Origin of the sequence: Niallia taxi (assembly GCF_004005475.1) — a bacterium.
Taxonomy (GTDB): domain Bacteria; phylum Bacillota; class Bacilli; order Bacillales; family Cytobacillaceae; genus Niallia; species Niallia taxi.
Map to the genome: position 1 here is coordinate 42,487 of NZ_RZTZ01000018.1, position 18,031 is coordinate 60,517.

The window sequence follows — 18,031 nt, forward strand, 5'->3', positions numbered from 1 at the left end:
TTGAAAGGGATGTCCCTATGGTAACGTTATCGCTGAAGCGTTGTTCTAAGTATTTAAACAGAAATCGCGCAAATGGAGTAAACTTCACCTCTTTGGACATTATTTTATTATTATGACTTTATGGGAATAATGTTTGTAAAAATAAAAAAGGGGAATTTAGCTGTGTATTTGTTTTTAGTTGTTGGTATTTATATTCTTTTCGCTAAAATATTTGTAGACTGGAACCGATGGAGGGAATTTTATCCCACTATTCAATTCTATATAATTTGCAATTTACTTTACAACTTTGTTTTTTATCAACATACACTATGGAGATATAAGGCTGTGACACTGCCATGGCTAAATCATACGCTTATTGAAATCACGTTTTCATTCTTTATAATTCCCGTTGTGCTAATTATCTATCTTCAATATTATCCAAGGAGGAAGAAGAGATTCATCTATATGGGAGTTTGGATTGCCTATTTTTCATTTATTGAAGTCCTATTTGAAAAAAAGGGTTTATTTATATATGAGAATGATTGGAACGTCTGGTGGTCTACATTATTCAACTTAATTACATTTAGCATCATACGAATTCATTATAAGGATCACTTAGTTGGTATATTGGTATCTATTCCAATTGTAATCATTCTCTTATTGTTTTTTCATCCATCATTACATGAATTGAAATAGGCGGTGATAGTATGGATTCCCTATCTACTCCATTATTTTTAATTCTTCTATTAAGCATTTATATTTGTATGGCAATATATTTAATGAAATTGAGGAAAAAGAAATAACTATGACATTACTTTGTAATAGTTTAAGAATGGTCAAAAAATACCATCAATCAAGATAGGAAAAAAGGGCATCTTGTCAAAAACTAATAAATCTTATTTTACGAAACCCCTTAAAATAGAAAAGTGGTTGAAAGATACTTACCTTAACTAAGCCTAGAAAAATAGGAAGAGGATATAGCGAAGGCTTTGAGATATTAATAATTAGAAGAGGATCGAAATCTGCTTTCATAAATAAAATACAAATGTAGTCGTTAACCCCATTTGAATTTTTAATCTTTAAAGATCCTTTGTTAGTTCTTCAGAGATTCTATTTGAAGTGAAAATTAAAGAACCGTTCTTATTATAATTTAGTCAATTCTTCCAAAAACTTGAGATAGGTCCAAGATTCTGTTCCGCCTTTCGGTGGATATCGGAGAGGTCATCGGCAGTTTCTCCAATCCTTACTGCCGAAAGGATTGCTGTTACTCTAACTCATATTTTTATCCCATCAATTGGAGGTAGGTATTGATCCATAACTCTAGTCTGAACCTCTATATCTACTGGGGTTTTGTCACTCTTCTCCATGATTTTGTGTTGCTGTTTAGTGATGTCTTCTTGAGAAATCCTACACATCACGAAAGGTATTGGCGCTGTACAGATTTTCGTCTATACTCTTCTCAAGTGCTAAGTGAACCCATTCCTTGTTTTCATAAGCAACTTTTCTAATTAGTGTAAATTGGTCTCAACGATAAGGTTCATAATCCTTGCTGACTTTATCTATGTAGTTTGTTTATCATGGGCAAGAAGGTCAATCTGTTCTTGCCTTAATAACTCGAGCGACTTGGACCGATTACTGGGATGGTATCTAATCCTTGACTATTCTCCCTTTCTCTTGAGAGATAGAATGCTCTGTGAAGGGGCACAAATCTTCAGTACATAGTCGGTAATGTGTTTATAGACAATCGCCTGTCTAGTGTATATTCCGACAGGTACAGAATATCCATTCGATTAAGGAATGTACTGTGTTATCCTTACGGACATTCCTTGTTATAATATCAGTATAGTTGCTCCCTCGGAAGATAGCGGATCAGAGATCTTTCGCAAGTGTTGCTTTACTAGGAGTAGGAGAAACACTTCGCAAGGTCTCTTTTTAGTTGTATTATGCACTTTGATGTTTTCGGTTTTTTCAAGCCACTTTAGGCTATGGTTGTTCCAATCTTACAGTGTAGAATACACTCGGTTCTTTCTCAACTTTTCCTTTGAATTCAGGTTCAGCTTACTACATAGATACACTCAAATTTCTTTGTTGGATATATTTTTGGAATCCGGTAGTCAGCTCTTCCACTAATATTTATTATTTATACAACCTTATTTTACCTAGTGCAGCTAAATAACAATATAATAACTGTATATTATCTATTCTTAGGGAGCTTAAGTTTATAAAGTGGTTAAAATGTTTTATTCTTATTTGTTTGATTTCCCTTTTAACGGGATTTTGGGTTGAAACGTGCTATCTGAAACATCTATTGTTACAGGAATGGTAGTTGACAATGGAGATTCATTTAAGTACAGATTAACCATTGAAAACAGCGGATGCAAGAGAAATTACAAACAAAAACAGCCTCCGGTTTTGCTCCATCTAATGTTACCACTTTGGAAGGTAATACAATTGGGGATATGGTTCATAAATTCAAATCTTGTTAAACCAGTTAACATTATTACTGAATTCAAGCGTTAAATTCTTTATAAAAAAGATGTCTGATTTAATGTTGACAATCCATCAGATTGGATAAGCCAGTACAAGCTTCATTACCGAGGTTGAACTCAGACTCTGAAAGGCTTTTTCTTAATCGGGATCGTAACTTTTAAAAGTTGTTGTACTTTATTTTTTCTTTGGGTAAGTTGGACATTTAAATACCAACGATCTCTCTTTACCGTTCTAAAAAGGGACTGTAAACCCTGCTTTTGCTCTTAAAGCGTAACTCCTTGCATCTGAAGGTAATTGTCTATACCATAAGTTTTTAACGGAATCACCATTTGTAGATGCAGCAATCACTCTTTTCTTCATTCCTTCCTGATTTTTCCGGTTTCCCACATCACCTATGAGCAGCAGTAACGGGCTGCCTCATATTCTTAAATATTTTTTTTGTCGTAACACATTAATTTTTATTAGCTAAATTTTCTCGATCTTCAGCTAGCGGCGGTTGCTCAAGCCAACCGTTTTTTATCAGTAGTTCTGCCCCGTCTTCAGCATATAATCCTACCTCAGTCATAAGTTTAGTATATTTAAAAGCTAGATCCCTCCTCTGTGAAACAGATACACCAGCTCCATAATAACCAACTGCAGCCGATATTAAAACAACAATATGATTTAACATCAATTTATCCGAAAAAGGAGGTATCGTTGAGTTTGTTACTTCTGATACCCATGAAGCAGGTGAAGCCAATCCTCCAATTGTTAAAATTGAGCTAAGAGTACCAAATTGTTTTTCGCAAACCTTTTTTCCTCTTTGAAAATAACCTTTTATTTCTTTTGTTTGACATACTTGTGCAAAACCAAGTTCTAACACAACTTTTACGATAATCTTTACCATATTGAAGCTTATGCCACTAATTTCAACAGCACTTAAAGGTCGCTTTTTTCCAAACCAACCCGATAAATACCGCTGATTATTTACAAAATCAATTTCATTTGGTGTATTAATTCTTGGTGGTTTACTATAAATTCCCTTTTTTAACATTACAGTTGCAATACGTTTATATAATTCCATCGTTTCTGTATTACACTGAATAAAATATTCAATTTGGTCAGAACGGGATGAAGTTGCTATTGCACCAGCATATCCTGTTAATCCAAGTAGGGTCATAACGTGCATATAGACTAACATAAATGTATCTGTAAAAAGGGCAGGAGCATTAACATGAACATCTTCTCTTACCGAGTATCCTTTTGGAACCTGGAATTTTTCTAGTTTAAAAAATTCTGTGAGTTTTTCAATATGAGATTCAGCGAGGCTACGTGCAAATTCAAGTATAACCTTTATTTCTTCATCTTTCGCCACTTGAATAGAGTGGGTAAGGATACATATAGATGATGAATCGTTCATATATTGAGTCCAAAGATTTGCTATTTCTGCTGATGTAAGCTCAACTTTATGTTCCATGAATTACCTCCGATTATATTGTACATAATAGGTATTATGTTTATTATGTCGCATTTTATCCATGGGAATGTTTAAAGAATAACCGAAATATTTTATAATGTTAAAAGGAGGGGTGTTATTTGAGAATAGCAATAGAGGAACTTAATTTTCAGAAATTAATGGATAACAGCTTAAATTCCACTTTGGTACTTGATAAAAGGACAATAGTTTATGCTAACTCGGCATGTATTAAACTATTATCATTAAATACTAAGGAAGATATATTAAATCAGAATTTCGATTTTTTCTTACATCCGGATTTTCACTCTATCTGTAAAGATAGATTAAAACGTGTAGTGGAATATCAAGAAATTGCTCCTTTAATGGAACAGAAAATGATTCGATTGGATGGAACCATAATTGACGTAGAAATAATGGCTACTCCCTATCAACATGAAAGAAAAATTGTATCTCATGTCATCATTAGAGATATTACAGAAAAAAAAGTGATTCAAAAAAAAATAATGCAATCCGAAAAACTATCATTAATAGGAGAATTGGCTTCTGGTATTGTACACGAAATTAGGAATCCCTTGACCTCGATAAAAGGATTTATACAGTTGTTAAAAATAGATTTTCCCAAAAATATATATGCTGATATTGTTCTTTCTGAGTTAGAGCAGATCGAGCAAATAACAAATGAATTGTTATATTTATCTAAACCCAAAGAGACTATTTTTGAGTCTGAGGACTTAATCCAAATAGTTGAGGAAACTGTTAATTTATTCGGGACACAAGCCTTTAAAAATAATATTGAAATTCTATTTGATAAAAGAGACTGTGAAGGAATAAACGTTTTAGGGGATAGATCTCAACTGAAACAGGTGTTTTTAAATCTAATAAAAAATGCAATAGAATCTATGGCGGAAAATGGGAAAATACATATAAGTGCAGAAAAAGATGTTAAACAGGTACATATTAGCATTAAAGATAGTGGCATAGGCATTCCAAGAAATCAAATTAAAAAAATTGGCCAGTCCTTCTTTACGAATAAAGCAGAAGGAACTGGTTTAGGTCTCATGGTAACATATAATATAATTGAAAGTCATAACGGTAAAATTGAGGTTGATAGTGAAGTTGGGATAGGAACTGTGTTTACTGTCAAGTTACCATATGTAAAAAGGATATTATAAAAACTCAAACATTTATAAAAGTATAAAAGTATAAATAATTATTCATTTGGAATAGTAAACTAGGTTAGAACTAACCCTTAACTGCTGTTATAATGCCGATAAAGTATCATGCAATGGAACAGTAAATAACAATTGAATTCGAATGTTTATAACTGCATAATTACATATCAATCTTGTAAAATAATAGATATTTGTCCGTAATACAAGGACGAGCTTTTAATCCATTTCGTTTTCATTGTTGTATTGGTATCTTACGAGGGATTATAAGATAAAACTAGTATTTAATTCCAATGAGTTTCAGTGGTGTCCCTAAAGTACTACATGAATAAGGATTTTAGTGGCTTGGACAATAGAACATCTGCAACTTTTACAACAAGCATAACGAAGTAATGTGGAAATAAATTTAAGTCTTTTGAATAAAGTATTGAGATTATATCACATATAAAGAAAAGGACTGAGCCAGAACAGTCTCAGTCTTTGCCTTATTTAACAGTGATGAAAAATCTGATAACATCGTATAAATCAAAGGTTATATCAAGTGCTTCCTTAAAAATGTGGAGCGTCTACACTTATCTGGACAGAAAAATTAAGGTCACGTACACTTGATCTAAAACAGATGAGGAGAACCCACAATGACAAAACGAGAACGCCGTACTTGCACGCCCGAGTTTAAAAAGCAAATGGTGCAGCTATACCAGAATGGAAAAACGAAACGAGCCATTATTGATGAATATGATCTGACTCCGTCATCTCTTTACCGGTGGATCAATCAGGATGAAGTTCTTTTAAAGAAAAAGACAATCGTTCTTCTGAAAAACATGAGCTTTTAGTACTCCTCAAGGAACTAAAACAGCTAAGAATGGAGAACGACATTTTAAAGCAAGCCGCGCTGATAAAGGGACGAAAGTAAATGTCATTAAGCGAAATAAAGACAAATACTCTGAACAAAATCGAAATGACTACGGCACGCGCAAAATTAAAGTAGAGCTGCAAAAGCGTGGATTTACGGTTTCTAGGAGGAGTATTGTCCGTATCATAAGAAGCATGGGCTTGTTTCTTCCTTTACGATGGCACAGTTCAAGCCGCAGAAAACTCCCTGTAATGTGTCAACTCAGGCAAACGAATTGAAACGCAAAACAGAGGCCAAAAAAGTGGTCTTCAGTGATTTAACATTCGTTAAAGTCAAAAATAAATGACATAACGTATGTACCTTTGTCGATCTCTTTAATCGCATATGAAACCCAATTCACTGCCTTAGTAAAATACGAATAACCTCTATACTTAAAATTAACGAAGGTAACAACATTCGAACAATATGGTATAAAAACCAGAATTTAAGGTATTTGACATCTGTTTTCCTGTATAAGTGCTGCACCTATTTTCAGAGTTCTTTATCGTCTTTAAAAGTTGGAATAGGAAGGCAGCCCTTCACTTGTTAAAGCTGAAACATTTTCGGATGAACTTTTGAGATATACAGACGAAGAATTATAGTATACCTTATGCAAGCAGTGAACATAGTATAGGGATAAAAAGGAGATACAGGGCTTAAGAAAAGTAGTCAACCCGCTCGATTGGCATTCGTTATGGAGCCATCCATGATGGCTAGTATGGAATTAAGATTAAATCGCTTACAATAGTGAAGAAATCCGCTATAGTAAGTGTCCAAGTCCAGTTATCTCTAACAGTAGATCCAGGCCCGGAATATATCTTTCAATGTTACAAAGAGCAGGATTAGTTCATGCTAAACTTATTTAGGAAGTGGACATATTACAAAAAGAGAGAGAAAGGCAATTAAAAAACTTGGCTTGCAATTTTTAGAAGAAAGGTAACAAACTATAAAGAAAGGGTCTGTTACAACTTTATCATTGGTTCTTTTGTTTTCTTTGTGTTTTTTGATAATGAAATCGACAATTTTAGAATTGACTATTTCGTATCATTTTATTGAAATGATTCACCTACATGGAAAAATTCGAGTACTAACAATGTACTAAAATTTATCCGCATTCATTCTAACTGAATAGACTGTCCTTTACCATCATCAATTTCTTCAAATGATTGCCCTCTAATTTGTTCGCTAGAGTTACCTTTTAAAATAAAATTATAGCAGGATTCTAGTAATTCGAATAGAATTTTATATATTACACATATCGTTCAAATAGCTAGAATTAGTGAGGTAGTCTTAGATATGAAAATTACAGAAATAGGTACTCGTGAGATATTAGACAGAATTACAGATGGCTTTTTTTCATTAGATAAAAACTGGAATTTCACCTATATTAACAAGGAGGCAACACTCCTTTTATTCCGTAGCCGCGAGGATCTCGTTGGTAAAAATGTATGGGATGAGTTCCCAGAGTCAGTGCAATTGCTATTCTATGAACAGTATCATAAGGCTGTTCTTGAACAAATTTCCGTTAAATTTGATGCTTATTTTCCACCGCTAAATACATGGTTTAATGTGAGAGCTTATCCTTCAGAAAATGGCCTAACAGTTTATTTTCAAGATGTTACAGAAGAAAAAAAGGCATTAACACAAAATGCACAACATTATAAATCCCTTTTTGAACATAATCCTGATGCTGTATTTTCTTTTGACCTAAACGGAAAATATCTCAGTGTAAATACTGCTATGGAAAAGCTCTTAGGATATAGTGAAGAGGAATTCTTACAACTAACATATGTCCCTTTAGTTTCCCATGATGATATAGAGAAGACAACGGAGTATTATGAAAATGCAACCAAAGGCACAACTCAAAATTACGAAACAAAGGCAGTACATAAGAATGGTGAAGTTGTTCACGTAAGTGTTACAAATATGCCAATCATAGTTGATAATGAGGTTATAGGGGTTTATGGAATTGCGAAAGACATAACAGGTCAAAAGCTTACAGAACGGAAGCTAGTAAAATCTGAAAAACTCTCAGCAGTTGGACAACTTTCAGCCTCCATTGCCCATGAAATACGGAATCCCCTCACAGCGCTAAAGGGGTTTCTACAATTAATGAGCTCATCAGAAGGAAAGGTTACAGTGAGTTATTTAGAGGTTATGTCGAAGGAAATTGAACGAATTGAATTGATTACGGGAGAACTATTACTGCTAGCTAAACCACAAGCTCATCATTTTAAACTTGAAAATATATATGGGATTATTGAACATGTAACTGCGCTTCTTAAATCTCAAGCATTGATGAATAGCATTGAAATAAAAGTAATGTATGAGGAACTACCTCCAATACGTTGTATTGTAAATCAAATAAAACAAGTATTTATTAATATTATTAAAAATGCTATAGAATCCATGCCAAGTGGTGGGGAAATAACTGTTAATCTTAAGAAAAAAAATAAAAATACATTATTTATTCAAATTGCTGATCAAGGATGCGGAATCCCAGAAGATTTAATTGAAAATATTGGTATTCCCTTTTATACAACCAAACAAAGAGGTACTGGGTTAGGAATGATGACTACTCTGAAAATTATTGAGGTCCATAACGGAACAATGGATATATCAAGTGAAATAGGAAAAGGCACAATTGTTAATATTTATTTACCTATGTATTCTTTAATTTAAGAATATTTTAAAAGGCTAGAAGTAATTGAATTAGTAGTTCCAATAAACGATGTATTACGCATAATACTACAAAAAAATCTTTCAGGAACAAAGTTTTTGAAAGGTTTTTCTTTGTCTACTCATTTAATGATACCATTTTAAAATGGGTTTTCCTTAAATAAAAGGAACCTTATCTAATATCGCTAGATGGGGGCAGCATTCCTGTAATAACTAAAATGCAGGATAAATGAAAAAAGGTTCTTGGATAATCTGCAACAATTAAACCTATTAGATAGAGGTGCTTTTGTTAATCCGTATTTCTGATTATATTTAAGAGACACAAGAAACTTAAAGAGGTCATGATAATCATGTACCAATATTCATTCCACCATTCCACCATGTGATTACACACCTTTCGTTACTTTTAACAAGCATAAACCTCACTCTAATGACTTATTGGAGTTTTATTTAATTGGCAAGTTTTAATGATGTCGGATAGAAGAGAAAATATTGAACTGCTGTAGAAGGAATAAACCCCTGATAACTCGTAGAGTCTTTATAGATAATCCTCAAGTTACTTGTTACCTATTACTAGTGTGTGTAAAGTCAAAAAAAATATACGTAACATTGATCATGCTTTGAATTATCAAGGCTTTGCTCGCTATTTAATGTAATTAAAAGTGACATTCCTGTAATAACTATAGAGTATCTTTCGTGAGGAACAAACTTGGGAGAATAATTGAAAAAGGATTACATGTTGTACATATTGAATAAAGTTTATGAATGAACAACTTTATGAAGGGAATCCGTTTGGAGAATTTAGAAATTGTACGAAAAGCCGAAAAAGACTCTCATGATTCTTGCAATGAAAACTATAAGTTAGTTGAAGATGGTTCATGGTAATATCAACCAGGTAAAACAGTAGCCATTAAAAAAGTTGGATTAAAAGTGCTTGATTTGAAGATCCTGAGTTGGTAGAAATAGCATTCCTATTGCAATACAAATAAAAGAGAAGGAAAAGTTGTTTGTATAGAACTGCTTGATTCAGCTTTAATTATACTGAAGTATAGTAAGTAATATAAAGTAAAACATAGCATTCAACTAGAAAAGGCAGATATAGGTGATTATAAAATAACCCACAATAAGTTTGATCTTATTATTGTTGTTTTCACATTGGAACATGTTAAATGAAGAGACATTTGAAAATGCACTTAAAAAATGGAACAGGAATTAAGATGAATTGTTGGAATGGTCAATATTAAAAAGTTACTATCCAATATGGCTGTAGGTAATCAGCTAAGCGAATTTTATCAGAACACACATTTGTAACAGCAATTACTCGTATTCAGGATATCTTGTATAAAATGCAAAAAGAAAATATTCATATAGTATTGATCATTGATGAATACGGTGGTACTTCAGGTATTCTTATCATGTAAGATATACTGGAAGAGGAAAAGAACTATTAAATAAATGGTCGTGTTTTATTAGAGGAACTAGAAGATCGATTTGGTATACATTTTGACGAACAGGAAAATATCGATATACAATTGGTGGGTGGATACAGTATCAATTTGTGGATAATATTCAACTAAATGATCAAGTGAAAATTCGTACAATATACTTGGAAGGTAAAGGAAATGGATAATTATCAGGATTAATGGTATTAAATCTGTTTTTAGTAGCAGTATTTGTTGGGTAACTGCATTCTTCGTAGGTGTGAAATTGCAATATTGAAGGTAAGGATGTCTCGGATTGATCAACTAATAACTGAAGGAAATAAAAGGCGATTATTGCGAAAAAGGTTGCACAAACTCTAGACTTTTACCTTTCAGCATGTTTAGTTAGGTATTACCATTACTGCTCAAATACTTTCAGCATTAGGTGAACCTACAATGGAAAAGATGTTACATCCCGTATTTGAAAGATTCAATGTGTCAGAAGCTATATCTACTATTCTTTCTTATATAATTGCTTCTAGCCATTGTAGAATTTTTACACGTTTTTCTTAGGGAACTGGCACATAAAACATTAACCATTAAATTCTCAGAAAGAATGACATTAGCATTGTCTCCATCACTATATTGGTTTGGAAAAGTAACAAACCCTTTTATAACTTTGTTAAATGGTTCTTCTCGTCTTCTTATTCGTATTTTTGGAGTTAAACCTGCTAGACATGAGACAGTTGACTCAGAAGAAGAAATTAAACTGATTGTTACTCAAAGTTATGAAAAGAAGATTAATCAAACGGAATTAGAGTTTCTTGAAAACATTTTTGTATATGATGCTTATAAAAATGACATTATGATTCCAAAAGAAAAGATTGTATCTCTTGAAAAAAAGATGACGATTGTGGAAGTTGTATCAGATTAGATAAATTTCAATAGATTTCCAGTAACTAAAGATCAAATTACTATAAATTTATAGGTTTCATTAATACAAGAGAGATGTTAACAGTATTTTAGCTGGAAACGCACCAACTATGGATACTTTTATTCACCGTCTTCCTAGCTTCTTTGAACTGCTCCTTTTTCTTTTTGTATAGATTTACAAAAGTTTTTATGTTGAAAAATAATTGAAATATTCTTTTTATATTTGGATAGTACTGGCACACTAGTGGAATTTTTTCATAAAATGCAGGATAAACAACTATTGGTTTTCACTAAAGCGACTATTCTTTCATATGAGGTGATAATCTTGAAGAAAGAAAAAATGATTGCAGATGAATTACAGTGTATGTACTTAGAGGGTAGACTTGTTGAGTTTGATGAGAGATATATTAATAAGATAAGTCGGAAATTACGGACAGGTGACTTATCACTTAATGAGTTAATTCGCGATGATTCTATCCTAAAAAAGGTAGTACTCGAGGCTTTCGAGCGTTTGTATTTATAGAGAATAATTGCCTAATCCCTTCTTAATAAAGAAGAGTTCATCTAATAGTTATAAAAGAATTATAAAATACGCTAGAAAAAATTCACTTACGAGTGACTTCCTCAATAGGGCTCAAATGTGATAATCAGGTCATGATAGATGAAGTGAAAAAATCACAAAAACTATTCTAAACAGGCTTCGATAATATTTACAGTACTACTTCACTAAATCCCTAAAAGGACGAAGATAATGATGTGGAAGGTGAAACTGCCACTATATATGCAAGTTGTTTGCATATATATAATCTGTTAATTATAAAAAGAGAACAATCCATCGCTGACTAACACCTTTCCGGAGTGGGTTATAGAGTTCGAACAAGTAAAATGAAGAGGGTAAACCTAAATATGAAAGTTTATGTCATTCAAATTGCCGTCTTATTTTAATGAATAGGGCGCTTTTTTGTTGTGTCTATAGTTAATTAACCGAATAGAATATAAAGGCTTTTTAATTAAAACTTAATCTTTAATTCTATAAAGTCAAATCGATCTATCGTTTTACGGTAAGGAAACCTCGCAAACTTTAGCAGAATTTTTCTTCATTATTTCCTGTTTATCAGTGATTTTCAGCTTCAGAAGACTGAAGAAAAACTGAAAATATGGTATATTATCATTAGTCGCTTGTTCGGCCAGTTTACCACCGATTCGCAATAGCGGACAAGTTTCATTTTTGGTTATATTCCTTTATCTCTCTTTTCATGATGATTCCCCCTAGTAAAATCATCATAGACTGATATAGGACGTGTAGCTACTTCCAAGGAAACAGGCAGTAAGGCGCCAACCACGACAGTTTCCTTTTTATTTTTAGGATATTTTTTTCCGTCGCTGTTGCTTACTGATTTCTTCTCCCTGATAAAAAATCATAATTGATCCCTCTAGAGATTCTTTTACCAAAAACTCTTTACTAACATACCTAGAAGAAAGAATCTAACTTTTCTCTTTAATAGGAGAAGCTGAAGCTTCTGTCCCAATGAACTTTTATAACTTGTATCATATTCTTTCTTCTCATTTATTGGATGGGATAGCTTTTCCTCTGTCCATTTTTCTTGTGGTGAATAGCCGTTTCATTCCTCTTTCAATTGCCAACGCAATTGAGCCATCTCATTAGAAGTTGTCTCAAATCTTTCACACTATAAAACTTTGTCCCCACGTAAAAACATAATGTACTGAATATCCCTTTCAACTTTTCCCTTCGTTATGGCTCTGTATGGGTGGAAGAACTTAGGAATAGGCGAACTTCAGCGAATCTTTAATTACACTTAATGACTCCCTGATCATGTCCATCTGTGACAGTTCTTATTTATCAAACAAGATAGTAGAAGGTACCAACCAGATACTTAAAACTTTTTAATGCCAATGCATGACATGTTCCTAGGATAAAGTAAACAGAGCGTACTTTATTCTCGAATATTTCGAATATCCTAAGATGGCAACAAACATGGAGAGATTCCTTTTTTTTCGTTCAAAATTACTGCTCCGTCCTCCTTCCATTCAGCAGCATCCTGTTTACCCGGAAGGGTTTTATAATGTTCAGTATATTTCCTGTTTCCCTGTTTCCGATAAGGCTACATCTAAACCTTTAATATTGTTTTGCCTCCTTGGTAAGCAAGTGCCTTGATCTCGAACAGCAGTTTCTCTGCATTAAATCCCCAATCTTACAGCATCCTCTTATCGATATAATCCTTGAATTCTTCAAGTTTACTCTTCTTTCCTTTTCTAACAGTTGGAATGTTTTTTGACATATGTATTTTTAACCGCTTAGGGACATCGTCAACTCGTTGGCGATATCATAATACTCATTCCTCATTAGTACATTTCTATAATCTTAAAAATCCGCCTCTTGCCTTACGAATCATAGCTCATCTCAACAAACTATGGTTCTATTTTTAGATGAGGTATTTATTCTGGTTAAATTGAGGATTTTAACATCGACTTTAACAGCAGTAACAGACTGCCTGACAAGAATTATTTAGTATTTCTTTACATATAAATGTGATATCGAGTATATGAAATAATAAAGAGGTGCTTTTAATTGAGCGATAAAGTTAGGCAACTATTTGAATATTTATTAGAAGTCAATAACCTTAGAGCTAAAGTTGTCCGTAATTTTAAGGAATATGATAAAAATTGGACTAAAGCTTCTCTAGAAGAATTTGGTGATGGTGTTTATTTAATGGGATCAGGAAATGATAAAGAAGCAATTCTTGAGATTCATAGACAGAAGTTTACTGAAGAAATCTTGACTCCTCCACACCCTGACAAATCCATTAGAGAGTGGATTACATATTCGTATAATAAAGAAAATAACCCTCCAGAAATACCTAATCCAAAAGTAGTTATACAAGGATCTGATAAGTTAGAAATTCGTTTTGAGGAAGATCCGAGGCGGATAAAATTGTTTAATGACTGGAAAGCAGCATGGAAAGACTGGGCAGATTCAATTTCAAAGATGGAAAAAGTTCAAACATTATATGAACTTTTTTTTAAAATCAATCAAGACTTTCAAATTGAAGGTGAAGGACTTGAATTGATGTTAGGAAAGACAATTTTTACGTGGAAAACTGAAGTTGATCCTATATTACACCCTTTATTTACCACGAAAATGGATATTGAACTTGATACTGACAAAGGTATTATTATTGTTAAGCCAACGAATCAAGGATTCAAACTTGAACTTAATATATTTAGTGGTATCCCACTTCCTAATATAGAAGAGATTCAAAATATAGGACGAATAGCGCGATATAGAGATGTGTTTGAAGAAGATATGAATGATTTATCTACTCAATTTATGCAAGTAATTGATGCGAGTGGTCGAACTGCTTTAGAGGATGAACCTCTTATTGCTTCAAAAGATGCTATAGGCCACTTAAATGAATATGTTATTGTTCTAAGACGAAAGGATAATCAGGTTTTACAAAAGGATTTAGAGCAAATTATTGAATCTTTGCAAGAAGAGGAATTTAAGGTACCTGCTACAGTTGAATCTATTGTTGGACATGAATTCCTAACTGATAAAGATCTAAATAATAATAATTGGGGCAGAGTAGCTACAGATTTATATTTTCCTCTTGCTTCAAATGAAAATCAAAAAGAAATTGCTAGAAGACTGGCAAGTAACTACGGTTTGACAGTACAAGGACCTCCAGGGACTGGCAAAACTCATACGATAGCTAATTTAGTATCTCATTTATTAGCACATGGAAAGAAAATACTTATTACAAGTCAGAAAGAAAGTCCTTTAAAAGTACTTAAAGAAAAAATTCCAAGCGAAATACGTGATTTATGTGTACCAGTCCTAGGGGGAGGAAGAGATTCTCTTAAAGAAATTGAAACATCTATACGGACAATTTCTGATAAGCTCGGGAATACTACAATTGAAAAATTAGAAGCAGAGATTACAAAAAACAAAGAAGAATTAGAAGATAGTAGAAGAAAGGAGGCGAAATTGAAACATCAGTTAATGGCATATAGTAAAAATGAAAAAACAGAAATTGAGTACAAAGGTAATTTCATCAGCAAAGCTAATACTGCACAAATTTTGACTGATGAATCAGTAGATTATCATTGGATCTTGGATAAAGTGGAATTGAATTCTAAATTCCCTATATCAGAAGAGGAGTTTAGAACTTTCTGGGAACTTAGAGGTAAATTAGAAGAAAAGGATCTTTATTTAAAAGATATTGTTCTTCCAAACATACAATTAATAAAAACAACTGAAGAAATGAAAAGGTGGCTTTCCAATGGTAAGAATTTAAAACATAAATATGATAATGCTATCTTTCATACTAATAAAATTAAATTTCCTCATGATAAGTCATATACTGAAAAGATAAACAATCAGCTATTAAGAATCTTACAATACAAGGAGTTTTTCAAGGAGGGAACTGTACATCAGCAGATTCTCGATGATTACATAGCCGGTGGTTCTCGAAAAGAACGATGGACCTCTTTCTTCAGTAGTATAAAAGTACTGAATAAAGAAATGCTAACTATTTATAACTCTATTGTTAATCATCAAATTACCTTACCAAACAAACCAGACTTTGAATTAGAGATAGATATATCTATTTTGGCGGACCGTCTTAAAGTAAACAAGAAACCAGGTACATTATTTGCTTTAACTAAGGGGAAAAATGCAAGATATTTATGGGAATCACCTATTATTAATGGGAAGCCAATCAGAACTATAGAGGAAATTGAAATACTGCAACTTTATCTTCTATTAAAAAAGAAAAAAGAGGAAGCTGTTCGCATTTGGAATGCTAATATTCATGAAATAGGCGGTATCCCAATAAATACTGAAGACAAACGTCTTTTTAGTACGATTGACAAAACGATACAAACTTATGAAAAATCCCTACAGTTAGGCGGTTGGGTAGAAGATTTCATACAAACCTCAAAAAACTTATTACTAAATAATACAAACTGGCTGAATTACAATTTTTATATAGAGTTTAAATTAACAATTAATTGCGTGTTTGATGTTCTAAACTTTCAAGTATGGGAAAAGGAATACAATTCATATAGAAATTCATTAAAACAACTCTCAATAGAAAAAGAAGTACACCCAATTATAAAATCCTTCCTTCATGTATTGGATAACAAAGATGATTCTAGATGGGAGCATGTACTTGAAAAATTAAAGCATCTAATTAAAAGGAAGGAAGATGTAAATAGATTCTCCGCTTTATATACTAATTTTGCAATAACTGCTCCAAAAACAGCAAATAGGATAGTTAAGTTACTTTCCAAAGATATAGCAATGCCAAGAGAATTTAAAAAATCATGGGAACTTAAGTCATTATATAATTGGATGACAGAAAATCAAGACTTTGAAGCTGAACAAATTGAAATTAGCATTAAATCTGAACAAGATTATCAAAAAAGGTTAATAACTTCAATAGTTTCAAATTCTACTTGGTTGAATCAAATAAGCCGAATATCTGAATCTCAAAAGAGAGCACTTGTAGCTTGGAAGAACTTTATAAAGCGCTATGGGAAAGGTACTGGCAACAACAAACGTTACTTAGCTGATGCGCGTATAGAAATGGAAAAGGCCCAATCTGCTATTCCTGTTTGGATTATGCCAGTTAATCAAGTGATTGAAAACTTCCCAATTTATAATGATAAGTTTGATGTAATTATTTTTGATGAAAGTAGTCAATGTGATATCATGTCCATCCCTGTGCTACTACGTGGCGAAAAAGTGGTTGTAGTAGGGGATGATGAACAAATAAGCCCGTATGGGATTGGAACAAAAGACTCTGAAATAGAAGAATTAATACAACGCTATTTAGAAGGGGTACCAAACAAGAGGTTGTTTGACCATAAAATATCGCTTTACGAAATTGCAGATCAAATTTTTCCAAAGAGCGGTAGATTAATGTTAAAAGAACACTTTAGATGTGTACCGGAAATTATCCAATTTTCGAATGACCTCAGCTATGGAGGGCAAATGGTTCCTTTAAGACTTCCATTTAACAACGAAAAAATAGAGCCTCCAGTAGTAGCAATTAAAGTTGAAGACGGTTTTGTTACTGAAGGAACATCAAGCTCTTTAATAAATGTTCCGGAAGCAGATAAAATTGTTGAGGATATTGAAAAGGTAATAACAGATCCAGAGTTTGAAAAACACACAATTGGAGTAATTACATTACAAGGGAATAAACAAGCAACTCATATTGAAAATAAAATACGTGAGAAAATATCTGATAGTGAGTTTGTAAAAAGAAAAATAATATGTGGAAATGCATACAGTCTTCAAGGAGACGAAAGAGATATTATATTCTTATCAATGGTTATTGCCGGGAACAGGAGGTTTCTTGCGATGACAAAAAAAGAACATCAACAAACCTTTAATGTAGCTGCAAGTAGAGCTAAAAATCAAATGAGACTATATCATTCAATTGAATTAGAAGAAATGAATAAAAATTGTTATCGATACAAGTTTTTAAACTATGTGAAAAATCCAACAAGGGTGAATGAAATTGTAGAGATCTTAGAAGAAAAGTGTGATTCTCCATTTGAAATTGAAGTATTACGAATGATTGTAGAAAAAGGTTATAAGGTCCAGCCACAAGTTAAAGTAGGAAATTACCGTATTGATTTAGTTATTGAAGGAATTAGAGACCGTCTTGCTGTTGAATGCGATAGTGAAAAATGGCATGGCCCTGAAAAGTGGGAAGAGGATATGCAACGGCAATATGACTTAGAACGAGCGGGTTGGAAGTTTTGGAGAGTTAGAGGTAGAGAGTTTTATTATAATAAAAATAAGTCTTTAGAAAGTTTATGGGAGAAATTAGAACAGTTGGGTATTGAGAAGATTGAAAACTGACCTATATCTAACTACTTATGGGAAAACGCAGGAGATTATTCTGCGTTTTTAAATTCAAAAAAAGACGATGTAGGTTCATTAGAAATATCCTCCCGTTTCAATTTGATGGCCAGGGAA

The 18,031-nt window shown here is 32.7% G+C and carries 9 protein-coding genes; 8 read left to right on the top strand and 1 reads right to left on the bottom strand.

Annotation, left to right across the window (positions count from 1 at the left end; translation table 11 throughout):
- Window positions 1-129 precede the first annotated feature (129 nt).
- The gene (locus EM808_RS29705; RefSeq protein WP_328590391.1) at window positions 130-675 is read left to right on the top strand and encodes a CBO0543 family protein; all 546 of its coding nucleotides are present in this window, start codon (window positions 130-132) and stop codon (window positions 673-675) included.
- Window positions 676-2,920: 2,245 nt separating this feature from the next.
- On the opposite strand, the gene EM808_RS25110 is transcribed toward EM808_RS29705, so the two are convergent.
- Window positions 2,921-3,925, bottom strand: coding sequence for a DUF3231 family protein (locus tag EM808_RS25110; RefSeq protein WP_127742031.1), 1,005 nt, complete (start codon window positions 3,923-3,925; stop codon window positions 2,921-2,923).
- Between the two features lie 119 nt (window positions 3,926-4,044).
- On the opposite strand from EM808_RS25110, the gene EM808_RS25115 reads away from it, so the two are divergent.
- The 7 genes from EM808_RS25115 (at window position 4,045) to EM808_RS25145 (ending at window position 17,914) form a co-directional block, all read left to right on the top strand.
- Window positions 4,045-5,097, top strand: a complete 1,053-nt coding sequence (locus tag EM808_RS25115; protein WP_127742033.1) for an ATP-binding protein — start codon at window positions 4,045-4,047, stop codon at window positions 5,095-5,097.
- Between the two features lie 632 nt (window positions 5,098-5,729).
- On the top strand, window positions 5,730-5,927 hold the full coding sequence (locus EM808_RS25120) for a helix-turn-helix domain-containing protein (RefSeq protein WP_127742035.1): 198 nt from the start codon (window positions 5,730-5,732) through the stop codon (window positions 5,925-5,927).
- 85 nt (window positions 5,928-6,012) lie between these two features.
- On the top strand, window positions 6,013-6,225 hold the full coding sequence (locus EM808_RS29890; RefSeq protein ID WP_127742078.1) for an IS3 family transposase: 213 nt from the start codon (window positions 6,013-6,015) through the stop codon (window positions 6,223-6,225).
- A 1,057-nt stretch (window positions 6,226-7,282) separates the two neighbouring features.
- Window positions 7,283-8,668 (top strand): PAS domain-containing sensor histidine kinase, encoded by a 1,386-nt coding sequence (locus EM808_RS25130; protein WP_127742037.1) that lies wholly within the window; start codon window positions 7,283-7,285, stop codon window positions 8,666-8,668.
- 1,950 nt (window positions 8,669-10,618) lie between these two features.
- Window positions 10,619-11,020 carry a CNNM domain-containing protein gene (locus EM808_RS29710; RefSeq protein ID WP_328590392.1) on the top strand — a complete coding sequence of 134 codons (402 nt, stop codon included), beginning with the start codon at window positions 10,619-10,621 and terminating at the stop codon, window positions 11,018-11,020.
- A gap of 324 nt (window positions 11,021-11,344) precedes the next feature.
- The gene (locus EM808_RS25140) at window positions 11,345-11,542 is read left to right on the top strand and encodes a hypothetical protein (protein ID WP_127742038.1); all 198 of its coding nucleotides are present in this window, start codon (window positions 11,345-11,347) and stop codon (window positions 11,540-11,542) included.
- Window positions 11,543-13,609: 2,067 nt separating this feature from the next.
- Entirely contained in the window at window positions 13,610-17,914 is a 4,305-nt protein-coding gene (locus EM808_RS25145; protein ID WP_127742040.1) for an AAA domain-containing protein, read from the top strand.
- Window positions 17,915-18,031: the final 117 nt, after the last annotated feature.